This is a genomic window from Pseudomonas sp. PP3 (assembly GCF_905336995.1).
Classification (GTDB): Bacteria; Pseudomonadota; Gammaproteobacteria; order Pseudomonadales; family Pseudomonadaceae; genus Aquipseudomonas; species Aquipseudomonas reinekei.
Genome location: NZ_HG995459.1, coordinates 3387369 through 3411253, shown reverse-complemented (window position 1 = coordinate 3411253; position 23885 = coordinate 3387369). Strand labels below are relative to the sequence as shown.

Genomic DNA, 23885 nt, shown 5'->3' with positions numbered 1-23885 from the left:
CCTGCAGTGGGTGGGTGTCAGTTCTTGTTCAGATCGACGTTGCGCGTCTCACGCAGGCAGATCATTCCCACCACCAGGCTCACCCCGGTGATCAGCACCGGGTACCAGAGTCCGTAGAAGATGTCCCCGGTGTAGACCACCAATGCAAACGACACGGTCGGCAGGAACCCGCCGAACCAGCCGTTGCCGATGTGGTAGGGCAGCGACATCGAGGTGTAGCGGATGCGGGTCGGGAACAGTTCGACCATCAGCGCTGCCAGTGGGCCGTAGCACATGGCGGAAATGATGATCAGCGCCACGATCAGGGCGACGATCATCGGTTTGTTGATCTGCTGCATATCAGCCTGTTGCGGGTAACCGGCGAGGGTCACCGCGCCACGCAATGCGGCTTCGTCGAAACCGTCGATCTTCACGTCGCCGACGCTGACCTGCACGCCGCTGCCGGCCGGGGCCACGGCGCTTTGGTAGGGCAGGCCTTGCTTGACCAGGAAGGTCTTGACCTTGTCGCACGGGCTATCAAATTTCGCCTTGCCCACCGGATCGAACTGGAAGGTGCACGTGGCCGGGTCGGCCAGTACGGTGATCGGCGCCTGGCGGCTGGCCAGGTCGATGGCCGGGTTGGCGTAGTGGGCCAGGGTCTTGAAGATCGGGAAGTACAGCACGGTGGCCAGCAACAGGCCGAGCATCAGTATCGGTTTACGCCCGACCTTGTCCGACAGCCAGCCGAAGAAGATGAAGAACGGTGCGCCAATGGTCACGCTGACGATCAGCAAGCCGTTGGCCACGGCCGGGTCCATCTTCAGGAACTGGGTGAGGAAGAACAGCACGTAGAACTGCGCCGCGTAGAAGGTCACGGCTTGCCCGGCATTGATGCTGAACAGGGCGATCAGCACGACCTTGAGATTTTCCCATTTGCCGAAGGAATCGCGGATCGGTGATTTGCAGAGCTTGCCTTCTTCTTTCATTTTCACGAAGGCGGGGGATTCATGCAGGCTCAGGCGAATCCAGGTCGAGATGCCCAGCAGAACGATCGAAAACAGGAACGGAATACGCCAGCCCCAGACTTCGAACTGATCGCCAGTGAAGTAGCGGCAACCGAGTACCACCAGCAGCGACAGCAACAGGCCGAGGGTGGCGGTGGATTGAATCCAGCTGGTGTGGAAACCGCGTTTGCCGATGGGTGCGTGCTCCGCCACATAGGTCGCGGCGCCGCCGTATTCACCGCCCAGGGCCAGGCCCTGAAGCATGCGCAGCACCACGAGGATGATCGGTGCGGCGATGCCGATGCTGGCGTAGGTCGGCAACAAACCGACGCAGAAGGTGGCCACGCCCATGAGGACGATGGTGGCGAGGAAGGTGTATTTGCGGCCGATCATGTCCCCCAATCGACCGAACACCAGGGCGCCGAATGGCCTGACGATGAAACCGGCGGCAAAGGCCATCAGCGCAAAAATGAACGCCGTGGTGTCGTTGACCCCGGCAAAAAACTGCTTGCTGATCACCGCCGCGAGGGCGCCATAGAGGAAAAAGTCATACCACTCGAACACCGTGCCAAGTGACGAGGCGAAGATGACTTTCTGGGTTTCCTGGCTGGTGCCCGCGCTGCGCACGTCTTCCAGGGGCTGAACATGTTCTGACATATCGGTATCCCTCACAGTGATTGTTTTTGTTGTTCCACTGATGTTGCGTATTCCTTGCAGGGGTGATGCTCGATGTCCGTGAAACTTGTGATGTCCTTGTGGGAGCGGGCTTGCCCGCGATTGCGGTGGATCATCCAGCATGAACGTTGAATGTCACACCGTCATCGCGGGCAAGCCCGCTCCACAGGGTTGGTGTTTACTACCGGGTTGAGGATCAGCTGCGCCGCCTTTTCGGCGATCATCAGCGTAGGCGAACAGGTGTTGCCCGAGGTGATGCGCGGCATGATCGAGGCGTCGGCGATGCGCAGGCCGGGAATGCCGTGCACGCGCAGTTCGGCGTCGACTACCGCATCGGCGTCGTTGCCCATTCGGCAAGTGCCCACCGGATGGAAAATCGTGGTGCCGATCCGTGCGGCGGCTTCGTGCAGTTGTTCTTCGCTTTGCAGGCTGTCGCCGGGCAGGTACTCGACCGGTTTGAACGCCTTCAGGGCCGGGGCGGCAACGATGCGCCGGGTCAGACGAATCGCATCGGCGGCGACCCGCAAGTCCTCCGGATGGCTCAGATAATTAGGCTGTATCAGCGGTGCTTCCTGCGGGTTCGCAGAACGGATTTCTACCCGGCCACGGCTTTGCGGACGCAAGTCACAGACCGACGCGGTGAACGCCGGGAACGCGTGCAGTGGTTCACCAAAGCGCTCCAGCGACAGCGGCTGCACGTGGTATTCAAGGTTGGCCGAGGTCTGTTCCGGCCCGGAGCGGGCAAATGCACCGAGTTGACTCGGCGCCATCGACAGCGGGCCGCTGCGGTCGTACAGGTAGCGCAGGCCCATGCCCATCTTGCCCCACAGGCTGCCGGCGATCTGATTGAGGGTGCGGGCGTTTTCCAGTTGGTAGATCAGCCGCAGTTGCAGGTGATCCTGCAGGTTGCCGCCCACTCCAGACAGTTCATGAACGACGCCGATGCCCAGGCGCTGCAGCAGCGGGCGAGGGCCAATGCCGGAACGTTGCAAAATACTTGGCGAACCCACGGAGCCGGCGCACAGGACGATCTCCTTGCGCGCCTTGAAAGTCTTCGCCTGATGTTGCCAGCGGGCGCTGACTGTTGTCGCACGGCCGTTTTCCAGCAAGACGCGATCGACTTCCACGCCGGTCAACACGGTCAGATTGGAGCGATTGCGCACAGGTTTGAGAAAAGCCTTCGCCGCGTTCCAGCGGATGCCGGCCTTCTGATTGACCTGGAAGTAACCACAACCTTCGTTGTCGCCCTGATTGAAGTCATCGATGCTGGCGATGCCGCTTTGCTCGGCGGCGCTGCGGAACGCATCCAGGATCGGCCATGACAGCCGCTGGCGTTCGACCCGCCAGTCGCCACTGGCACCGTGAAACTCGGAATCGCCGGCAAAGTGGTTTTCGCTTTTCTTGAACAGCGGCAACACGTCCTGCCAGCGCCAGCCGGGGTTACCGTCGGCCGCCCAGCCATCGTAGTCCCCGGCCTGGCCGCGCATGTAGATCATGCCGTTGATGGACGAGCAGCCACCCAGCACCTTGCCGCGCGGGTAGCTCAGGCTGCGGCCTTGCAGGCCCGCTTGTGCTTCGGTCTTGAAGCACCAGTCGGTGCGCGGGTTACCAATGCAGAACAGGTAACCGACAGGAATATGAATCCATGCATAGTTGTCGCGGCCACCGGCTTCGAGCAGCAGCACCCGGTGTTGCGGATTGGCCGACAATCGATTGGCCAGCAAACAACCGGCAGGCCCGGCCCCGACCACGACGTAATCGTATTCATCAAGGGAAGACTGCATCCCTGACCTCGTCTTGTTGTTCTTGTTGTCGGTCATCCTAGTTGTTAGCTTTCGTCAAAAGAATGTTAGTTTTTGCGCAGCTGCTGTGCGTTTTTAAACAACGACGACCTAAGGATGGACGATGTTCGACTGGAATGACCTGCGGTTTTTTCTCGAGTTGCAGCGCAGCGGGCGTTTGCTCACTGCGGCCCGTCGTTTGAACACTACGCACGCCACGGTGGCGCGGCACATCGAGGCCATCGAAAAGAGCCTCGGCACTGCGCTGTTTGTGCAGCATGCCCAGGGTTATGAATTGACCCCGTCCGGCGAAGCGCTGCTCAAACATGCGGAAGCGATGGAAAATGTCGCGCTGCTGGCCCAGGAGGAAATCACTCAGTCCACGGCACCGCTGGGCAAGATCCGAGTCGGGGTCACCGAAGGGCTGGGCATCATGTTCCTTTCCAGCCGCATGAACGGCTTGTTCGAACGCTATCCAGGGCTGGAAGTGGAACTGGTGGCGGTGCCGCGCTTTGTCAGCATCCTCAACCGCGAGGCGGAAATCAGCATTCACCTCGAACGCCCTTCGGCTGACATGCTGGTCACGCGCAAACTCACGGACTATCGGCTGGCCCTCTATGCCAGTCAGGACTACCTCGACCGCGCGCCACCGCTGGGCAGCCGCGAGGACCTGGGGCGCCACGCCTGGATTGGCTACGTCGACGATTTGCTGTTCAGCCAGGAGTTGATGTTCCTCAACAGCTTCTGCCGCAATCCGCAGGTGGTTTTTCACAGCACCAGCGTGATCGCCCAGCATCAGGCCGCGCGAGCGGGCCTGGGGATTGCTGTTTTGCCGTGCTACATGGCCAGCGACGATCCCGGATTGGTGCCGCTGTTTCCCGATGAAAGCATTTTGCGCAGTTACTGGATGAGTACCCGGCGGGAGCTGCACAAATCAGTGCGGCTGCGGGTGATGTGGGATTACGTGGTGGAGTTGTGTGAGCGCGAGCAGGGGTTGTTGCTTGGCCCTGAGCCTTATCTCGCCTGATAGGACGCCATCGCGAGCACCGGAAAATTCAAGGAAGAATTTCAAACGCTGTACTGGCCAGACGTTCACCGTTAACCATGATGTGCACGGCGTGGCGACCGGCGTAATGCCGGCGTGTGGTCAGCTCCTTGATGTGCTGGCCACGACTCAGACGTTCCGTGCCATTACCGGGCAACGTCAGGGCCTTGAGCTTGAACACCTTGGCCGAGGTGCTGCCGTTGGCTTTCACGTAGTCGATGGCGTAGTCGATCACCAGTCGCTGGCTGTCTGCGACCGTGGATTTGACGGCGAAGGACAGGGTGATTTTTTCCCCCAGGCCAATCACGGGTGGATGGACTCGCACATCAACGATCTCGACTTCTGGCTTGCCACCCGCGCCAATGAGGGCCAACGCCCGCTGGTTGCCCTGTTTGATCAGGCTGCGCAGCGCATGTTTGGCGATCCACGCGGTGTGTTTGTTGTCCAGCGACCAGCTTTCGATCAGGTCCAGCACCCAGTCGGGATGGTCCTTGGTGATGTCGTTGAGGTGGTTGGCCACGGACTTGCGCACATAAAGGCTGGTGTCCGCCTTGAGGTTGTCGAGGATCTTCGCCGCCAGACGCGGGTCGGCCTGGATCTGCTCCAGGCGAAACGACCACGGCAAGCGCGGACGGCAACCTTCACTGGCCAGGCGCCGGACATGCTCGTTATCGTCCAGTGACCAGTCGTGCATCAGTTCCAGCGAGCGTTCGAGATCCCTGCGCAGGAAATGGCGGATGGCAAATTCCGACGAGCCGAACGTGGTGAAGTACTTGAGCGCGTCCATCGATACGTCGAAACGATCGGCGCCGTAGGTCGCCACGTACTGCGGCAGGCACATGCTGACAAAACCACTGTTGAGGCGAGGCGCGAGGGCGCGCAGTACCTCCAGCGATGCGTCATAACCCAGTGGCAGCACCGCATGCAGGCATTCGCTGACCCGGGCCATGCGTTGCATCACCGACAGCTCCGCCAGGCCGGTTTTGGCCAGTTTCAGGAAGCCCTTCGCGTCGAACGCCGGATAGACCGCCGTCATTTCGGTGGCGATGTGCTGGAGGCGTTCTGCGTTGAAGATTTCCTTGAGCGCGGGGGAGGATTGCTCGGCAGCCATTGTAAGTCCCTTGTTCGTCGTTATTTATCCAATAGACCGCGTCATCGTTCATCGCGGGCAAGCCCGCTCCCACAGGATTTCGGGTGTACACAAAACAGATGTAGTCCCAACCACTGTGGGAGCGGGCTTGCCCGCGATGACGCCAGTACAGTCACCTCAATGTTTACTGGCCTGCTCCTCGAGCTGATCCGACTCAAACAACCGCGCCAGTTCCGCCCGCGCTTCCTGCGCCGTCTGCTTGACCTTCACCGCATCGTCGTAAATCGAATGCTGGGCTTCGAGGACCTGTTCGTCGTGATGTTTGAAACGCTGGATCCGCGCTTCAGCCTGAGCCGGGGTCAAGCCCAGGCCAATCAACGTCTGCCGGCTCATTTCGAGGCTGGAGTAGAAGGTTTCACGTACCGCGTGAGCCCCCACATCCACCAGCCGATGCACGTGTTGACGGTTACGCGCCCGGGCGATGATTTTGATATGCGGATAAAGCTTGTGCACCAGTTCGGCGGTCTTGATGTTGGCGTCCGGGTCGTCGGTGGCGATGACAAAGAATTCGGCTTCACCGACCTTGGCCGCACTGAGGATTTCCGGGCGCATCGGATCGCCGTAGAACACCGGCACGCCGCCGAAGCTGCGCGACAGTTCAATGGTTTCCACCGAAGTGTCGAGGGCGACGAACTTGATGTTCTGCGCCCGCAGGATGCGCGCCACAATCTGGCCCATCCGGCCCATGCCGGCAATCACAACGCGGGGTTCATCGGCGTCGATCTCACGGAATTTCTCTGGCACTTCCACCGGTTGCACCTTGGGCCGGGCCAGGCGTGCACAGACCAGCAGCAACAAGGGGGTGAGTGCCATGGACAGGGTGATCGCCAGCACCAGCAAGTCGTACAGCCGCAGGTCGAACAGGCCATTGTCACGACCGATCTTGAACACCACGAAGGCAAACTCGCCGCCTGCGGCCAGCACGATGCCGAGGCGTATCGCACTGACCTTGTTCAAGCCGCCGGCCAGTTGTCCCACGATATACAGCAGCGGCAACTTGACGGCGATCAGCAGCACCGTCAGCCCCAGCACCACGATGGGCTCGCGCAACAGCAGGCCGAGGTTTGCGCCCATGCCGACACTCATGAAGAACAGCCCCAGCAACAGGCCTTTGAACGGTTCGATCTGCGATTCCAGTTCGTGGCGGTATTCGGAGTCTGCGAGCAGCAGGCCGGCAAGAAAGGCGCCGAGGGCCATGGAAATGCCCGCCAGATCCATCAACCAGGCGGTACCCATCACCACCAGCAATGCAGTGGCGGTAGACACTTCCGGCAAGCCGCTTTTGGCGACCACGCGGAACACCGGGCGCAGCAGGTAGCGACCGCCGATCACCACAATGGCAATGCTGACCAGTACGCGCAGACCCTGATTCACGTCGTCGACGGCCGTGGCGTTTTGATCGCTGCCAGCCAGCAACGGCACCATGGCAATCAACGGGATCGCGGCGATGTCCTGAAACAGCAGAATCGCAAAGGCCAGGCGTCCATGGGGGCTGGTCAGCTCCTTGCGTTCGGCCAGGCTCTGCAAGCCGAACGCGGTGGAAGACAGTGCCAATCCCAGGCCCAGCACGATGGCGCTGTTCAACGGTTGCCCGAACACAAACAGCGCCAGCACGCCCAGCAGGGTGCCGGTCAGCAGCACCTGTGCCAGGCCGACGCCGAAAACCGACTTGCGCATCACCCACAAGCGTCGGGGCGACAACTCCAGGCCAATGATGAACAGCAGCAGCACCACGCCCAGTTCCGAAATGTGGGCGACGCTTTCCGGGTTGGTCACAAACCCCAGCACAGACGGGCCGATGATCACCCCGGCAAACAGGTAACCCAGCACCGCGCCCAGTTGCAGGCGCTTGGCGAGGGGGACGGTGAGCACGGCCGCGAGCAGAAATACGACTGCGGCTTGCAACAGACTGCCTTCATGGGGCATGGCTAAAACTCCATTAACTCGGTACGGCGGGGGGCGACAAGGATAAAGGCTCGACCCGGTGGCGTCAGCATAGCGTTTGAACTTGGATGTTACATTTTGCATTAATTGGTTACATTCATAGAATAAGCGGATCAATCTGATCCAGGCGCCGAGTTCCCCCATGGCCATCAATTTCGACCTTAACGATCTGCAGGCCTTTCGCGCCGTAGTGGAGCAGGGCAGCTTTCGCAAGGCCGCCGATACGGTACGCATCTCCCAACCGGCCCTGAGCCGACGTATTGAAAAACTCGAGGACGCCCTCGGGGTCAGGTTGTTCGAGCGCACCACCCGCAAGGTCAGCCTGACCCAGGCCGGGCGTGGCTTCATGCCCAGCGTCGAGCGCCTGTTGGACGATCTCGACGTGGCATTGCTGGGCATCAGCGAAGTCGCTTCGACCCGGCTGGGCCATGTCACCGTCGCTTGTGTGCCGTCGGCGGCGTACTACTTCATGCCCCGTGTCGTCGCGCACTATCACCGGCAATTTCCGCGGATCAAGGTCAAGGTGCTCGATTCCAGTGCCCATGAGGTATTGAGTGCGGTGGTCAATGGTGAAGCGGATTTCGGCCTGAGCTTCATGGGCACACTGGAGGCCGAGGTGGATTTCGAGCCGCTGGTGCAGGAGGGCTACGTCGTCGCCTGTCGGCGCGATCATCCCTTGGCGGGCCGTACCAGCGTGACCTGGGACGAGTTTTATCAGCAGGACTACATCTCGCTGGACAAGACCTCGGGCAACCGTTTTTTGCTGGATCAGGCGTTGACCGGCGTGGTGCCACAGCGGCCGAGCATCTGCGAAACGCGGCATGTGACGACGATGATTGGTCTGGTGGAAGCGGGGTTGGGTGTCGCTGCGGTGCCTTTGATGGCGATGCCGGGCGAAGATCACCCGATTCTGACGCGGGTGCCGCTGACCGATCCGCAGGTGATGCGCAGCGTCGGTTTGATCAAGCGCCGGGGTCGCACCCTGACCCCGGCAGCTCTGGAACTGGAACGTTTGGTGGTGGAAATGAAAGTTCAGCCGCCGACGGTCAGCGGCTGACGGAATCCAGGCCAGTGGCTTTCACATCCGCTTGCGCCTGGGCTGATGCCATGTACTCCAGCAACGCCTTGGCTTGCGCCGGATGTTGTGCGCCGACCGGAATACCCGCGGCGAAGCGGGTGACCGACTGCACCGCTTCCGGAATCTTCGCGACAAAACTCACCCCTGGCACTGGCAACAGTTCGCTGACCTGCTGGAAGCCCAACTGATAGTCGCCGGTGGCAACCACCGAGCCCACGGGGATTTTCGGCACCATGGTCGACTTGGCCTTGAGGGGGGCTTCGATGCCCAGGCGCTTGAACAATTGCTGCTCGATGTACACGCCGCTGGCACTGTCGGAATAGGCCACGGACTTGGCGTCCAGCAAGGTTTTTTTCAGGTTGTCGACGGTGCTGATGTCGGGCTTGGGTGCACCTTCGCGCACCACCAGGCCAATCCGCGAATCCGCCAGTTCAACCCGGGACGACGGGTCGACTTTGCCTTGCTTGATCAGATCGTCCAGCGCGTAGCCGACCATGATCACCACGTCGGCTTGTTCACCGCGGGCCAGGCGATTGGGGATCGCTTCGGGGGCCTTGCCCATCGACGGGCCGAGGGCGGTGTCGAGGGTGTTGCCGGTGGCGGCGGCGAACTTCGGGCCGAGAATCTTGTAGGCCGCGGTGAAGCCTCCGGAGGTCATCACGCGTATCTCTTCGGCCTGCGCCGCCGTGCTCAGGGCCAGGCTGACCAGCAAGCTCAGGGCTGCAACGTTGAATAGCTTTTTCATGAAGTTTTCTCTAACAAGGCAGGTTTACGAAATGGCGGGTTGCAGGCGTCCGCTGGCACGGCGATAGAGATACAGCGTCGCGCAGAGCGCACAGAGCGCGGCGAAACTCATCCAGTAGCCGGGCGCCGCCTTGTCGCCGGTGTACTGGATCAGGAAGGTCGACATCGCCGGGGTGAAGCCGCCAAACACGGCGGTCGCCAGGCTGTAAGCCAGAGAGAAACCCGCAACCCGCACTTCGACCGGCATGATCTCCGTCAGCGCCGGGATCATTGCGCCGTTGTACAGGCCGTAAATGAACGACAGCCACAGCAGCACCAACAGCATGTTGATGAAGCCAGGCGCCTGCACCAGATACGACAGCGCCGGATAGGTGGTGGCCAGCGCCAGCAAGGCCATGGCAATCAACAGCGGACGCCGGCCGATGCGGTCGGACAACGCACCGCCAATCGGCAGCCAGAAGAAGTTCGAGACGCCCACCAGTAAAGTCACCAGCAAGGCATCGGACGTACTGAGGTGCAGCACGGTTTTGCCAAACGTCGGCGCGTACACCGTGATCAGGTAAAACGCCGTGGTGGTCAGGGCGACCATCATCATTCCGGCAAACACAATCACCCAGTTCTGCGCGAGCGTGCGAAACACATCGCCCATGCTCGGGCGGTGTTTGCGGGCGGCGAACTCTTCGGTTTCTTCCAGGTTACGGCGCAGGAAGAAAATGAACGGCACGATCATGCAGCCGACGAAAAACGGAATCCGCCAGCCCCAGTCGGCAATTTCCGACGGCGCCAGCCATTGGTTCAGGCCATAGCCCAACGCCGCAGCAACGATGATCGCCACTTGCTGACTGGCCGATTGCCAACTGGTGAAAAAGCCTTTGTTGCCGGGCGTGGCGATCTCCGAGAGATACACCGAGACGCCACCCATTTCCGCACCGGCGGAGAACCCTTGCAGTAACCGGCCAATCAGCACGAGCGCGGGGGCGAACAGGCCGATGGTTTCGTATCCGGGGACCAGCACAATCAGGATTGTGCCGCTGGCCATGATCGACAGGGTGACGATCAGCCCTTTGCGCCGGCCCACATCGTCGATGTACGCACCCAGCACCACCGCACCCAGCGGTCGCATCAGGAACCCTGCGCCAAACACCGCAAAGGTCATCATCAGCGAGGCGAACTCGCTGCTGGCCGGGAAAAACACGGCCGCGATCTGTGTGGCGTAGAAGCCGAAAAGGAAGAAGTCGAACTGTTCGAGAAAGTTACCCGAGGTGACCCGGAAAATGGCGCTGGCGCGAGAGCGTCCGCGCGGGATTGTGGCTGACATCGATAAATACTCCACCGCTTTTATGACGTGCGCTACCTGGACGCGGCGCACGGTTCTTATTGAGGCGAATGGTGGAGCAGGGCGATCGATATGTTAATTGCATTGTTGGAATGCATTGATGCGTGAAGCGGATCAATGTGGGAGTGAGCCTGCTACACCAAGGTTAGTGCCGTTATGTCGCCGAGTCCGGAGGCGGCAATGGTTGCCATCCGCGGGCAAATCTGGGAAAACGGCGCCCATCAGGCCGTTGGGCAAATGAGCATGCGAGTGAACTTAATGAATGACGAGCTTCAAGTAATCGATCTTCAGTTGGGTGAGGGTAAAGCCGCCGTGAAAGGCGCATTGATTACCACCCAATACCGTGGCTGGCTGGAAGATGGTACTGAATTCGATTCTTCCTACAGCCGAGGCAAAGCGTTCCAGTGCGTGATTGGCACAGGGCGGGTTATCAAGGGTTGGGACCAGGGCTTGATGGGCATGCAGGTCGGCGGCAAGCGCAAGTTGCTGGTACCGGCGCACCTGGCTTATGGCGAACGCACGATGGGCAAGATCACGCCCAACTCGAACCTGATTTTCGAGATCGAGTTACTGGAAGTGCTGACGCGGGATGATTGACCGCGGCGGGGGAGATTTACATCAGCTCCCCCGTATCCCACAGATGCACCAACTCTCCCGGCGCCCGGTCCTCCGGTACCTTGAGCACCATCTGGTCTTCCTGCTCACCCGAGCGATAGCTCACTTCAATCTGATAGAAGCGCTGGTCGCTACGGCCGGAAACCACGCTGTCCAGGGGCAGGCAGCCCTCCAGCACCGAGCAGATGCGGGAGCGCTGGTTGATATCGCATTGCGCAAACTCGATCTCTCGCGGTCGGCTCAAGGCGTGAATCGGCGCAAAGCCGCCTTGGCGGGACAGTCGAACCCGGGCGTCATCGCCTAATGCAGGCAGGGTTTTCATACGTTCTCCGTGATTTCAACACCCGTTTGAGCCCAGCCCTGGCGCACGGCGTCGATTTCTCGCGTGCCGAAGCGCTTGCCGGCATGTTCGATGGTCAACCGGGCGAAGGCATCGAAACTGGCGTCCGGACTCAGGCGTTTGTCACACAGGGCGTCGTACCAGATTACTCCGGCTTTCTTCCAGGCGAACCCGCCAAGTGCTCGTGCCGCCAGATAAAACGCGCGATTGGGAATGCCGGAATTGATGTGCACGCCGCCATTGTCCTCTTGGGTGATGACGAATTTGCGCATGTGATCCGGTTGCGGGTCCTTGCCCAGCAGCGGGTCGTCATAGGCCGTGCCGGGATGGGACATCGAGCGCAGGCCCCTGCCGTTGATCCTGGCGGTGAGCAAGTCCGCCCCGATCAGCCAGTCCGCCTGTTCGACAGTGTGGCCGAGGACGAATTGCTTGGTGAGGATGCCGAACACATCAGACAGTGACTCGTTCAACGCCCCGGACTGGTTGGCGTAGATCAACCCGGCCGCGCTTTCGGTCACGCCATGGGCCAATTCATGGGCGACCACATCCAGCGAGCGGGTGAAGCGCTGGAATATCTCCCCATCGCCGTCGCCGAAGACCATTTGCGCGCCATTCCAGAAAGCGTTTTCGTAGCCCTGGCCGTAATGCACACTGCCGACCAGCGGCAAGCCTTTGTTATCGATCGAATCGCGGCCCAGCACTTTCCAGAAAAAATCATAGGTGGCGCCCAGCGCATCGTAGGCTTCATCGACTGCCGCATCACCCGTGGCCGGCTGACCTTCCAGGCGCACCGGCATTCCCGGCAGGAGCATCTTGTTCTGCGCATCGTGCACGCTGCGCTGGGCCACTCCCGGTTTTCCGGGCGGCGGCAGAATCGCCTGCTCCGGTGGGCGCGAAGGTGGAACGGGATTGGGCAACAGGCTCTGTACGTGATGCAGGGTGGTCATCGCCGCCGTGCGCTGCGGCTCTGAACCGTGGGCAATGATGCGGTTGAGAATGTAAGGCGGGATGAAACTGCGCAGTGCTTGTGAGTAGGTCATCAGTGCATCCATGGCTTGATAGATGTCGATACCGATGTGATCAGGCCTGCGCGCGTTCGGTTCCGTGCCGGTTGCTGGCGAGTGTGAAGTGCTTGGCAATCAGCCGTGATTATCGGGCCACCGGCAAGTCCTTGAACGCGGGAACCCGGCCGTTCAGGGATGGGCGGTAAACCCAGTCCAGTCGATCCAGTACAGGATTCACTGCCAATATCTGCCTCAACGTGGCCCCGGCAATGTCCATGGCCAGCATTTGCCCCGGACATTGATGGCGACCAGCCCCGAACGTAAAGCTGCGTCGGTCCGGGCGATGCAGCAGGAAGGCGTCGGGGTTGTCATTGAGCTGCGGGTCGCGATTGGCCGAGGCCAGCAGCACCAGGATCACATCGCCGCGATTGAGGTGCACGCCCTGGATTTCGCAAGGCGCTGCGACGAAGCGTCGGGTGTTTTGTACTGACGGGTCGAAGCGTTGGACTTCAGCGATCAAATCGTCGATAGGTAGCGCATCATGCCGTAGCGACGGGTTTGCAATCAGGGCGAGCACTGCATTGCCGATCAATCCGGCGGTGGCGTCGTATGTCTGGGACAGCAGGCCGATCAGGTTGGCAATCAGCGTTTCATTTGATGCAGAGGTCGAGGTGAAGCGCTGGCGGATGCCGCTGAGCAGGGGGCTCTGATCGGCCTGTTCATCCAGTAACTCAACAAAGTAACCGCTCAGCTGCTCGGCGGCGGCATGGGCCATGGTCAGTTGAGCCGAAGTGCTGAGCGGTGACAGGCAGGCGACAAAGTCTGCAGTGAGCTCGGCGATGATGCGGCCCTGAGCCGGTGTAAAACCCAGCAACGCCGCGATCACGCAGACCGGGCCACGGAACATGGCGGCCTGTATCCCTTGGGCGCCCGGCGTGATCAAGCGCGCTGCCACCAACGCCTCGACCTGCGGCGGGTCGATCCACTGCAGCCCCGGCTGGATGGCTGAACGTGGGCAGCGCTGCCGTTCGCCTTCATTCATGCGCATCAATTGGCCAAACACCTTGCCGGCCATCCCGTTGGCAGTCGCCTTGGGCACCGGTTCGGCGTCCGGTCGAACATGGCACTCAGGATGCGCCAGCACTGCGGCCACCGCGGAGGCGCTGCTGGCGACCCACACGTTCAGCCCCTGATGAAAAACCAGCCCACCCTCGGCCCGCAATTGTGCGTAGTAAGAATAAGGATCGGCGTGAGTCGCAGCGGTGATCGGGTCCATGGTCGCAGCCTGTTGTTGTCGGAAGTGTTGCTACTATCTGCAGTTCGAACAGGCGATGATTCGTCCGGGAGCGAAATATGAACGTAGAGCAACATGACATCGGGGTGTCCCAGGTGGCCGCTGCCATCGCGGAGCCGGCGCGAACGAAAATCCTCTGTTCGCTGATGGATGGCCACGCCCGCACCAGTACTGAATTGGCGGCGGTGGCCGAAGTCAGTGCATCAACTGCCAGTGCGCACTTGGCCAAACTCAAGGAATTGGCGCTCATTCGCCTGCATGTGCAGGGTCGTCATCGCTATTACAGCCTGGCGGACAGGCGAGTAGCCCAGGCACTGGAGGCGTTGATGGTGATTGGCCAGAACACGGCGCCGAGCTTCCAGTCGCGCACGCCGGATCGCTTGCAATTCGCCCGCACTTGCTACGACCACATGGCCGGCACGCTGGCCGTGCAACTGCATGACCGGATGATCGAAGCGGGATGGTTGCTGGAGATTAATGAGCAGGTTTACCAACTGAGCGACAGCGGCGAGGCGTTGTTTGAAAGTCTGGGCATTGAGGTCAAAAATCTTGCCTTGGTACGCCGTCGATTTGCCTGCTCGTGCCTGGACTGGAGCATGCGCCGGGCGCATTTGGGCGGGGCACTGGGCGCCGCGCTGTTGCAAGTGACGATCAAGCGCAAATGGCTGACGCAGGATCTCGACAGTCGGGCATTGGCGCTGACCGCCTTGGGTCGCAAGGAGATCAGCGCGCGGTTCGGGTTGAAGGCCTTGATGCCAGATGAGGATTCGAAAGCAATTTCGAACGACCCTCAAGTTAATCTCTCTACCTATTGATATTTATAGAAATATTAACGAATCGTATAGCCGCTATCGACGACCCAGTCCTGGCCGATGACGTTGCGGGCGCCGTTGCCGAGCTGGAACAGAATGACGTCGGCAACGGCGCCAGCCTCCAGGAACTGACCACCTGACAGCCGCTGATTGACCGCGTTGGCGACAGTGTTCAGCTCTTCTGCCTTCAAGCCCAGCGTTGACCAGATCGGCGTCGCGGTCGGTCCGGGGGACACGGTGTTGATGCGGATGCCATGGGGCGCCAACTCGACTGCCAGGGTGCGGGCATGGTGGATCAGCGCGGCTTTGGAGGCGATATAGGCGGCGAGGCCAGGGAAAGTCACTTGCGCCAGGAAGGTGCCGATGAACACCACCGAAGTCGACGCTGCCAAGTGCTCGCGCAGGCAGGCCAGGGTGTTCAGCGCACCCGCTCCGTTGACCGCCCATTGCCGGTCGAACGCCGTCAGATCAAGGCCACCGGCCAGTTCCGCAATCCCTGCGTTCGGCACCAGGTAACTCACCGGGCCCAAGGCTGCTGCCTGCTGTGCGAGCCGCGCCAGATCAGTGGGTTGTGTGACATCCCCGGCTACCCACGACAGCTGTGTCGGGAAGCGTTCCACCCATTGCGCGAGGCCACCGATCTGGCGCGACATTGCCAGCACACGGGCGCCTTGGCCCAGCAGCCGCTCGGTAACAGCCAGGCCGATTCCGGAACTGGCGCCGGTGACGACGGCCAGACGGTCTTGAAAAGCATTGTTCATAAACGGGTTCCTTTTTTGGTCAGTGAACGTTCACGGATCACGTACCAAAAATCAGGCCAATTTCAAGAGCCTTGAAACACGTGGGGTTGCGGTGGGTTGTAGTTATTTTGACCTGTCTGGGGTGGTGTCGTTTTGACTGCAAGATAGTCGATATAACCAGATGGGGTCGCTTGAAAACCTTGTAGGCGCGAGCATGCTCCTACAGGTTTTGTGTGTGAACGCAGGCAAAAAAAATCGCCGCCTTCGAATACCGGAGGCGGCGATTTGTTGTGGCGGAGGGGGTCAGGTCAAACCTTGACGATCCAGCCCGCAGGCGCTTCGATGTCGCCGGTTTGCACACCGGTCAGCTCTTTGTAGAGCTTCTGGGTGATCGGGCCGACTTCGGTTTCGCTGTGGAACACGTGCAGGTGGTCGTTGTAGCTGATGCCGCCGATTGGCGTAATCACTGCAGCGGTGCCGCAAGCGCCGGCCTCTTTGAAGTCCGAGAGCTTGTCGATCAGCACATCGCCTTCAACCACTTCCAGGCCCAGACGGGTCTTGGCCAGTTCGATCAGCGACAGACGGGTGATGCCCGGCAGTACCGACGGCGAGTTCGGGGTCACGAACTTGTTGTCGTGGGTGATCCCGAAGAAGTTGGCCGAACCGACTTCCTCGATCTTGGTGTGGGTCATTGGATCGAGGTAGATGGCGTCAGCGAAGTTGGCTTTCTTGGCCTTGGAACCCGGCATCAGGCTGGCGGCGTAGTTGCCACCGACCTTGGCAGCGCCGGTGCCTTGCGGCGCCGCGCGGTCATAGCTGGAGATCTGGAAGTTGTGCGGGGTCAGGCCGCCCTTGAAATAAGCGCCGACCGGAATGCAGAAGATCGAGAAGATGAACTCGGGTGCAGTACGCACGCCGATGTTGTCACCCACGCCGATCACGAACGGACGCAGGTACAGCGCGCCACCAGTGCCGTAAGGCGGGATGAAACGCTCGTTGGCGCGAACCACTTCTTTACAGGCTTCGATGAATTGCTCGGTGTCTACCAGCGGCATCAGCAGGCGCGCACAGCTGCGTTGCATGCGCAGGGCGTTCTGGTCCGGGCGGAACAGGTTGATCGAGCCGTCCTTGCAACGGTAGGCCTTCATGCCTTCGAAGCATTGCTGACCATAATGAAGGGCCGTCGAGCCTTCGCTGATGTGCAGCACGTTATCTTCGGTCAGGGTGCCTTTGTCCCACTCGCCATTGCGAAAATACGACAGATAGCGCTTGTCGGTCTTGATGTAGTCAAAACCCAGCTTGTCCCAATTGATGCTTTCGTTACCCATGACACCCTCTATCACTGAACAACCGTCGAAACGGTTCAAGGCTTCTGACGTTTTTTGGATGGGGACAACAATACTTCATTCCGGGCCGGTTTCGCAGCCCGGACTATCGGCTATTTACCGCCGATTCTTCATTGTTCGAAATCCTGTGGCGAGGGAGCTTGCTCCCGCTCCAGTGCGCAGCACTGGTAAAACCAGACACCGCGGTGCAGCAAATGCACGGTGGCGGCAGTGTTTGGGGCCGCTTCGCAGCCCAGCGGGAGCAAGCTCCCTCGCCACAATTGATCGCGGTTACAGGTGTAGGGCGTGGCCCAATGCCCGCAATGCCGCTTCCTGCACAGCCTCGCCGAGCGTCGGGTGCGCATGAATGGTGCCGCCGATGTCTTCCAGTCGCGTGCCCATTTCCAGGCTTTGCGCGAACGCCGTGGACAACTCCGACACACCCACGCCCACCGCCTGCCAACCGACAATCACATGATTGTCCCGACGGGCAACCACGCGTACGAAGCCGCTTTTCGACTCCAGCGTCATCGCCCGGCCATTGGCGGCGAACGGAAAGCTGGAAACGATGCAGTCAAGGCCATCAGCCTTGGCCTCGTCCGGGGTCTTGCCGACCACCACCAATTCCGGGTCGGTGAAGCACACGGCGGCGATGGCGGTGGGGTTGAACTCGCGGGACTTGCCGCTGATCAGCTCGGCAACCATCTCGCCCTGGGCCATGGCCCGGTGCGCGAGCATCGGTTCGCCACTCAAATCGCCGATGGCATACACGTTGCGCATGCTGGTCTGGCAGCGGTTGTCGATCTTGATCGACGAGCCGTTCATGTCCAGATTCAGCGCTTCGAGGTTCCATCCCTGAGTGTTGGGTTTACGGCCCACGGCCACCAGGACCTGATCGGTTTCCAGATTCAGAGTGTCGCCACCAGTCGCCAGGACCTGCAAGGTTTTATTCGTAGAATCAAAGGCTTGCACGCTGTGTTTCAAGTAAAGCTTCACGCCGAGTTTTTTCAGTTCGTCGTGCACCGGTTGGGTCAGTTCTGCATCGTAGGCCGGCAGGATCCGATCCTGAGCCTCAACCACGCTGACCTCGGCGCCGAGCTTGCGATAGGCAATGCCCAGCTCCAGACCGATGTAACCGCCGCCCACCACAATCAAGCGCTTGGGCACCGATGTCGGCGCCAGGGCTTCGGTGGAAGAAATGATCGGCCCGCCAATGGGCAGCATCGGCAGGTTCACGCTTTTCGAACCGGTGGCCAGCACCAGGTGTTCACATTGAATGCGCGTGTCACCGACATCGACAGTCTTGCCGTCTACCACCTTCGCCCAGCCTGGAACGACCTGGACCTTGTTCTTTTTCAGCAGCGCCGCGACGCCGGTGGTCAGGCGATCGACGATGCCATCCTTCCACTCGACGCTCTTGCTGATGTCCAGCGTCGGTGCCGAGACGCTGATGCCCAGCGCCGAATGCTGGCTGTGGTGCTGCGTCTGGTGAAACTGCTCAGCGACGTGAATCAGTGCCTTGGATGGAATGCAGCCGATGTTCAGGCAAGTGCCTCCCAGGGATTGGCCTTCCACCAGAATGGTCGGGATGCCCAGTTGGCCGGCACGAATTGCCGTCACATAACCGCCGGGGCCGCCGCCGATGATCAGCAATGTGGTGTTCAGAGTTTGCATGCTGCTCTCCAACAAAAATCAGTCCACAAACAAGGTGGCGGGTTGTTCGAGCAGGCCACGGATGGCCTGGATGAAGAGCGCCGCGTCCATGCCGTCGACCACGCGGTGATCGAAGGAACTGGAGAGGTTCATCATCTTGCGGATCACGATCTGGCCTTTGATCACCATCGGCCGTTCAACGATCTTGTTCACGCCGACAATCGCCACTTCGGGCAGGTTCAGCACCGGGGTGCTGACAATGCCGCCCAACGCGCCAAGGCTGGTCAGGGTGATGGTCGAGCCGGACAGTTCATCGCGGCTGGCCTTGCCGTTACGGGCAGCAGTGGCCAAACGGGAGATTTCCTGAGCACTGTCCCACAGGCTGCGGGCTTCGGCGTGACGCACCACAGGCACCATCAAACCGATGTCGGCCTGGGTGGCGACGCCCACATGCACCGCGCCGAGGCGGGTAATGACCTGGGCTTCGTCGTCGTAACGGGCGTTGATTTGCGGGAAGTCGCGCAGGGCGACGACCAGGGCGCGGACCAGGAACGGCAGCAAGGTCAGCTTGCCGCGAGTGGCACCGTGTTTTTCGTTGAGGTGCGCGCGCAGCTCTTCCACGGCGGTGACGTCGATTTCTTCGACGTAGCTGAAGTGGGCGGCTCGCTGGGTGGCGTCCTGCATGCGCTGGGCGATCTTGCGGCGCATGCCGATCACCGGGATTTGTTCTTCATCGGTACGCTGGGTGTAAGCGCTGCTGACCGTCGAGGCATTCGACTGACCCTGGGCCAGGTAGGCGTCGAGGTCTTCATGCAGCACGCGACCGGCCGGGCCGCTGCCACGTACCAGGCGCAACTGGATGCCCAGATCCAGCGCATGCTTGCGCACGGCCGGGGAGGCCAGCGGACGCTCATCGGCGTTGCGCGCGACCATCGGGCCCGGGCACACGGCGGCTTTTGGCGCAGCGGCAGCGACCGGTTTGCTTTGCACCACGGCTTCGACTTTCGGCGCGGCAACCGGCGCTTCTTTAACCGGAGTCGGTTGTGCTGACTCCTTCACGTTGCCCGCGCCTTCGACTTCAATGCTGATCAGCACACTGCCAACCGCCATGACTTCGCCTGGCTGACCGCCGAGGGCGATGACCTTGCCATGCACCGGCGATGGAATATCCACCATCGCCTTGTCGGTCATGACATCGGCCAGCACCTGGTCTTCGACGACCATGTCGCCGACCTTGACGTGCCAGACTGACAATTCAACTTCTGCAATGCCTTCACCAATGTCCGGCATCTTAATAACGTGCGTGCCCATTCAGACCTCCATGACCCGTTTCAAAGCCGCGCCCACTCGGGACGGGCCAGGGAAATACGCCCACTCTTGCGCGTGCGGGTAGGGGGTGTCCCAACCGGTGACGCGTTCGATTGGCGCTTCCAGGTGGTGGAAGCAATGCTCTTGCACCAGCGACACCAGTTCGGCGCCGAAACCGCAAGTGCGTGTCGCTTCATGGACCACCACGCAGCGGCCGGTTTTCTTCACCGACTTGACGATGGTTTCCAGGTCCAGCGGCCACAGGCTGCGCAGGTCGATGACTTCGGCGTCGATGCCGGTTTCTTCAGCGGCGACTTGCGACACATACACGGTGGTGCCGTAGGTCAGAATGGTCACGTCCTTGCCTGGACGGGTGATGGCGGCGACGTCCAGCGGCACGGTGTAGTAACCGTCCGGCACTTGCGCGGCCGGGTGCTTCGACCACGGGGTCACCGGGCGGTCGTGGTGACCGTCGAACGGGCCGTTGTACAGGCGTTTAGGCTCGAGGAAGATCACCGGGTCATCGTTTTCGATGGAGGCGATCAACAGGCCCTTGGCGTCGTACGGGTTGGACGGCATGACCGTGCGCAAACCGCACACCTGGGTGAACATCGCCTCGATGCTCTGGCTGTGGGTCTGACCGCCATAGATGCCGCCGCCGCAAGGCATGCGCAGGGTCATGGGTGCGGTGAATTCGCCGGCCGAGCGATAACGCAGGCGGGCGGCCTCGGAAATGATCTGGTCGGAGGCCGGGTACACGTAGTCGGCGAACTGGATCTCGGCCACCGGGCGCAAGCCATAGGCACCCATGCCGACGGCGACGCCGACGATGCCGCTTTCCGAGATCGGCGCGTCGAACACCCGCGAGGTGCCGTATTTGTTCTGCAGGCCTTCGGTGCAGCGGAACACGCCGCCGAAGTAGCCAACGTCCTGGCCGAAGACCACGACGTTGTCGTCACGTTCAAGCATCACATCCATGGCCGAGCGCAGGGCCTGGATCATGGTCATGGTGGTCGTGGTCATGGCGGTTTCCAGCTCGATATTGTTGTTGTGATCGTTCATGTCAGATCCCCAACTCTTGACGCTGGCGCTTCAAGTGCTCCGGCATCTCTTTGTAGACGTCTTCGAACATGGTCGCAGCGCTTGGAATCTGGCCGCCGGCGAGGGTGCCGTACTGTTCGGCTTCTTTCTGAGCGGCGATCACTTGGGCTTCCAGTTCGGCGCTGACGGCGGCGTGTTCCTCTTCGGACCACTGGCCGATCTTGATCAGGTGCTGCTTGAGACGCGCAATCGGATCACCGAGCGGGAAGTGGCTCCAGTCATCGGCAGGTCGGTATTTGGATGGATCATCGGAGGTCGAGTGCGGGCCGGCGCGGTAGGTGACCCACTCGATCATGGTCGGGCCGAGATTGCGCCGGGCGCGTTCGGCGGCCCAGGCGGAGGCGGCGTACACCGCGTAGAAATCGTTGCCATCGACCCGCAGCGAGGCGATGCCGCAACCGACGCCACGACCGGCAAAGGTGGTGGCTTCACCACCGGCGATGGCCTGGAAGGTGGAGATCGCCCACTGGTTGTTCACCACGTTGAGAATCACCGGCGCGCGGTACACGTGGGCGAAGGTCAGGGCGGTGTGGAAGTCCGATTCAGCGGTGGCGCCGTCGCCGATCCATGCCGAAGCGATTTTGGTGTCGCCCTTGATCGCCGAGGCCATGCCCCAGCCCACGGCCTGCACAAACTGAGTCGCGAGGTTGCCGGAAATGGTGAAGAAACCGGATTCTTTTACCGAGTACATGATCGGCAACTGACGTCCCTTGAGCGGATCGCGCTCGTTGGACAGCAGTTGGCAGATCAGGTCCACCAGCGGCACTTCACGCGCCATCAGGATGCTTTGCTGGCGGTAGGTGGGGAAGCACATGTCGTCAATGTTCAACGCCAGGGCCTGGGCACTGCCGATGGCTTCTTCGCCGAGGCTCTGCATGTAGAAGGACATTTTCTTCTGACGCTGGGCGACCACCATGCGGTTGTCGTAGATGCGCGTCTTGAGCATGGCGCGCATGCCCTTGCGGAGAATCTCCGTCGGTACGTCCGCGGCCCACGGGCCCAGGGCGTTACCTTGGTCGTCGAGCACGCGAATCAGGCCCTTGGCCAGGTCGGCGGTGTCGGCGGGTTCAACGTCGATTGGGGGTTTGCGCACCGTGCCCGCATCGGTCAGGTGCAGGTAGGAGAAGTCGGTTTTACAGCCGGGACGGCCCGAGGGTTCAGGGACGTGCAGGCGCAGCGGTTCGTACGCTTGGGTCATGGCTTCTACGCTCGATCTTGTGAATTTCTTGTAGTGAGCTGACAGATTTCGTTTGGTAGAAGAAATCTTGTCCTACAACAATCATAGGCCCGGCCAAGAAGAATATTTCTCTCTGTTTCATTGCGCTCAAGATCATTTGCAGATAAAAAATCTGCATAAACATAAAAAACAGGTGGTTTTGTCTCATGCGCAAACTGGACCGTACCGATATCGGCATTCTCAACAGCCTTCAGGAGAACGCGCGGATCACCAATGCCGACCTCGCGCGCTCGGTCAACCTGTCGCCGACGCCGTGTTTCAACCGGGTCAAGGCGATGGAAGAACTGGGCCTGATTCGCGAGCAGGTCACGTTGCTGGATGCCGATCTGCTGGGGCTGCATGTGAACGTGTTCATCCACGTCAGCCTGGAGAAGCAGGTAGAAGAGGCTTTGCAGCATTTCGAAGAGGCAATTTCCGACCGCCCCGAGGTGATGGAGTGCTACCTGATGGCCGGCGACCCGGATTACTTGATCCGGGTGCTGGTGCCGACCATTCAGTCGCTGGAGCGCTTCATGATGGACTTTCTGACCAAAGTGCCGGGGGTGGCCAACATCCGCTCGAGTTTTGCGCTTAAGCAGGTGCGCTACAAGACAGCGTTGCCGTTGCCAGCGAATGGGTTGACCCTCGGTAGCTAGGCACCACAAACCTGTGGGAGCTGGCTTGCCAGCGATAGGCCGAAGGCCGCTTTCAGCATTTCCTGTTTTTTTGGGGGGCTGTACCGGCCCCTTCGCGGGCAAGCCCGAGCAGGGTCAGAGTTGATTCAGGGGGATTTTCAGGTAGGTCACGCCATTGTTTTCGGCCGGTGGCAGGTTGCCCGCTCGCACGTTTACCTGAATCGCCGGTAGCAACAGCGTCGGCATGCCCAGCCCGGCATCGCGTTGGGTACGCATCTGAACGAAAGCGATTTCGTCGATACCGTCGCGCACGTGGATGTTGCTTTTACGTTGCTCCCCTACCGTGGTCATGCAATGCGGTTCACGGCCCTCGGGCGGATAATCGTGGCAGACGTAAAGGCGCACACTGGCGGGGAATGCCAGCAGTTTTTGGATCGAGGCGAACATCTGGTTGGCGTTGCCCCCGGGAAAATCGCAGCGCGCGGTGCCCACGTCCGGCATGAACATGGTGTCGCCCACCAGAATCACATCGTTGCCGATCAGGTACGCCATGTCCGCCGGGGTATGGCCGGGCACATGCAGGGCCTTGGCCTTGAGGTTGCCAATGGAAAATGACTCGTCCGGGGCGAACAGGTGATCGAACTGCGAACCGTCGATGCAGAATCCCGGCTCAAGGTTGAACAGGGTCTTGAATACGTTTTGCACCTTGCAGATCGATTGACCGATGGCGATCTGACCGCCCAGCTCCCGGCGCAGATACGGCGCGGCGGACAGGTGATCGGCGTGGGCGTGGGTTTCCAGCAACCACTGCACTTGCAAGCGATGTTCACGCACGAAGGCGATGATGCGGTCGGCCTGCACGGTGGTGGTTCGTCCGGCGGCGGGGTCGTAGTCGAGCACCGGGTCGACGATCGCGCATTGCCCGCCATCGGCTTCGTAGATCACGTAGCTGTAGGTGGATGAGGCGTCGTCGTGAAAGGCTTCAATCAGGGCAGGCATGGGAGTTGTTTCTGGGTGAACAAGCCATGAGGTTAGTTTCATTCTCCCTGCGCTGACCAGCCCCTGCGTCATTTCTGTTAACGAAAACCCGGGCGGGCTCTATCCTG

Annotated in this window: 21 protein-coding genes; 5 read left to right on the top strand and 16 right to left on the bottom strand. The window is 60.7% G+C overall.

Features of this window, described 5'->3' with window-relative positions:
* Positions 1-17 precede the first annotated feature (17 nt).
* Positions 18-1640, bottom strand: a complete 1623-nt coding sequence (locus KHO07_RS15400; RefSeq protein WP_150732699.1) for an MFS transporter — start codon at positions 1638-1640, stop codon at positions 18-20.
* Between the two features lie 161 nt (positions 1641-1801).
* The gene (locus KHO07_RS15395) at positions 1802-3442 is read right to left on the bottom strand and encodes a GMC family oxidoreductase N-terminal domain-containing protein (protein ID WP_212624768.1); all 1641 of its coding nucleotides are present in this window, start codon (positions 3440-3442) and stop codon (positions 1802-1804) included.
* A gap of 121 nt (positions 3443-3563) precedes the next feature.
* Between KHO07_RS15395 and KHO07_RS15390 the strand changes: the two genes are divergently transcribed.
* Entirely contained in the window at positions 3564-4466 is a 903-nt protein-coding gene (locus tag KHO07_RS15390; protein WP_150732701.1) for a LysR family transcriptional regulator, read from the top strand.
* Between the two features lie 28 nt (positions 4467-4494).
* Here the strand turns inward: KHO07_RS15390 and KHO07_RS15385 are convergent, their stop codons facing one another.
* Together KHO07_RS15385 and KHO07_RS15380 are read right to left on the bottom strand one after the other, a co-directional pair.
* Positions 4495-5595: a DNA alkylation repair protein gene (locus KHO07_RS15385; protein WP_212624767.1), complete on the bottom strand. Its 1101-nt coding sequence runs from the start codon at positions 5593-5595 to the stop codon at positions 4495-4497.
* 156 nt (positions 5596-5751) lie between these two features.
* Positions 5752-7560 carry a monovalent cation:proton antiporter-2 (CPA2) family protein gene (locus KHO07_RS15380; RefSeq protein WP_150732703.1) on the bottom strand — a complete coding sequence of 603 codons (1809 nt, stop codon included), beginning with the start codon at positions 7558-7560 and terminating at the stop codon, positions 5752-5754.
* 160 nt (positions 7561-7720) lie between these two features.
* Here KHO07_RS15380 and KHO07_RS15375 point away from each other — a divergent pair, with 160 nt between their 5' ends.
* Positions 7721-8635 carry a LysR family transcriptional regulator gene (locus tag KHO07_RS15375; protein ID WP_212624766.1) on the top strand — a complete coding sequence of 305 codons (915 nt, stop codon included), beginning with the start codon at positions 7721-7723 and terminating at the stop codon, positions 8633-8635.
* On the opposite strand, the gene KHO07_RS15370 is transcribed toward KHO07_RS15375, so the two are convergent.
* Positions 8625-9401 carry a substrate-binding domain-containing protein gene (locus tag KHO07_RS15370; protein ID WP_212624765.1) on the bottom strand — a complete coding sequence of 259 codons (777 nt, stop codon included), beginning with the start codon at positions 9399-9401 and terminating at the stop codon, positions 8625-8627. The two genes, KHO07_RS15375 and KHO07_RS15370, sit on opposite strands and share 11 nt — an antisense overlap.
* A gap of 24 nt (positions 9402-9425) precedes the next feature.
* Positions 9426-10718, bottom strand: coding sequence for an MFS transporter (locus KHO07_RS15365; RefSeq protein WP_212624764.1), 1293 nt, complete (start codon positions 10716-10718; stop codon positions 9426-9428).
* 276 nt (positions 10719-10994) lie between these two features.
* Between KHO07_RS15365 and KHO07_RS15360 the strand changes: the two genes are divergently transcribed.
* Positions 10995-11333 (top strand): FKBP-type peptidyl-prolyl cis-trans isomerase, encoded by a 339-nt coding sequence (locus KHO07_RS15360; protein WP_150733163.1) that lies wholly within the window; start codon positions 10995-10997, stop codon positions 11331-11333.
* Positions 11334-11349: 16 nt separating this feature from the next.
* Here the strand turns inward: KHO07_RS15360 and KHO07_RS15355 are convergent, their stop codons facing one another.
* The 3 genes from KHO07_RS15355 to KHO07_RS15345 form a co-directional block, all read right to left on the bottom strand.
* A complete protein-coding gene (locus KHO07_RS15355) occupies positions 11350-11673 on the bottom strand; it encodes a protealysin inhibitor emfourin (protein WP_212624763.1) in 324 nt (107 codons plus the stop codon).
* Positions 11670-12731 (bottom strand): M4 family metallopeptidase, encoded by a 1062-nt coding sequence (locus KHO07_RS15350; RefSeq protein WP_212624762.1) that lies wholly within the window; start codon positions 12729-12731, stop codon positions 11670-11672. Before KHO07_RS15350 ends, KHO07_RS15355 begins: the two co-directional genes overlap by 4 nt.
* Positions 12732-12840: 109 nt before the next feature.
* Positions 12841-13971 (bottom strand): cytochrome P450, encoded by a 1131-nt coding sequence (locus KHO07_RS15345; protein ID WP_212624761.1) that lies wholly within the window; start codon positions 13969-13971, stop codon positions 12841-12843.
* Positions 13972-14048: 77 nt separating this feature from the next.
* Between KHO07_RS15345 and KHO07_RS15340 the strand changes: the two genes are divergently transcribed.
* Positions 14049-14804: a winged helix-turn-helix domain-containing protein gene (locus KHO07_RS15340; RefSeq protein WP_212624760.1), complete on the top strand. Its 756-nt coding sequence runs from the start codon at positions 14049-14051 to the stop codon at positions 14802-14804.
* A 14-nt stretch (positions 14805-14818) separates the two neighbouring features.
* On the opposite strand, the gene KHO07_RS15335 is transcribed toward KHO07_RS15340, so the two are convergent.
* From KHO07_RS15335 to KHO07_RS15310, 6 genes are all read right to left on the bottom strand, one after another.
* Complete coding sequence (locus KHO07_RS15335; protein WP_212624759.1) at positions 14819-15562, bottom strand: SDR family oxidoreductase; 744 nt, start codon at positions 15560-15562, stop codon at positions 14819-14821.
* 287 nt (positions 15563-15849) lie between these two features.
* Positions 15850-16869 (bottom strand): branched-chain amino acid aminotransferase, encoded by a 1020-nt coding sequence (locus tag KHO07_RS15330; RefSeq protein WP_150732713.1) that lies wholly within the window; start codon positions 16867-16869, stop codon positions 15850-15852.
* Between the two features lie 288 nt (positions 16870-17157).
* Positions 17158-18540 carry a dihydrolipoyl dehydrogenase gene (lpdA, locus tag KHO07_RS15325; protein WP_212624758.1) on the bottom strand — a complete coding sequence of 461 codons (1383 nt, stop codon included), beginning with the start codon at positions 18538-18540 and terminating at the stop codon, positions 17158-17160.
* A gap of 18 nt (positions 18541-18558) precedes the next feature.
* Positions 18559-19830, bottom strand: a complete 1272-nt coding sequence (locus KHO07_RS15320; protein WP_212624757.1) for a dihydrolipoamide acetyltransferase family protein — start codon at positions 19828-19830, stop codon at positions 18559-18561.
* On the bottom strand, positions 19831-20889 hold the full coding sequence (locus tag KHO07_RS15315) for an alpha-ketoacid dehydrogenase subunit beta (protein ID WP_053158507.1): 1059 nt from the start codon (positions 20887-20889) through the stop codon (positions 19831-19833). It lies immediately after the preceding gene.
* 1 nt (position 20890) lies between these two features.
* On the bottom strand, positions 20891-22126 hold the full coding sequence (locus KHO07_RS15310) for a 3-methyl-2-oxobutanoate dehydrogenase (2-methylpropanoyl-transferring) subunit alpha (protein ID WP_212624756.1): 1236 nt from the start codon (positions 22124-22126) through the stop codon (positions 20891-20893).
* A gap of 185 nt (positions 22127-22311) precedes the next feature.
* On the opposite strand from KHO07_RS15310, the gene bkdR reads away from it, so the two are divergent.
* Entirely contained in the window at positions 22312-22800 is a 489-nt protein-coding gene (gene bkdR, locus KHO07_RS15305; protein ID WP_016985245.1) for a Bkd operon transcriptional regulator BkdR, read from the top strand.
* Between the two features lie 114 nt (positions 22801-22914).
* On the opposite strand, the gene KHO07_RS15300 is transcribed toward bkdR, so the two are convergent.
* Positions 22915-23778: an MBL fold metallo-hydrolase gene (locus tag KHO07_RS15300; RefSeq protein WP_212624755.1), complete on the bottom strand. Its 864-nt coding sequence runs from the start codon at positions 23776-23778 to the stop codon at positions 22915-22917.
* Positions 23779-23885 lie beyond the last annotated feature (107 nt).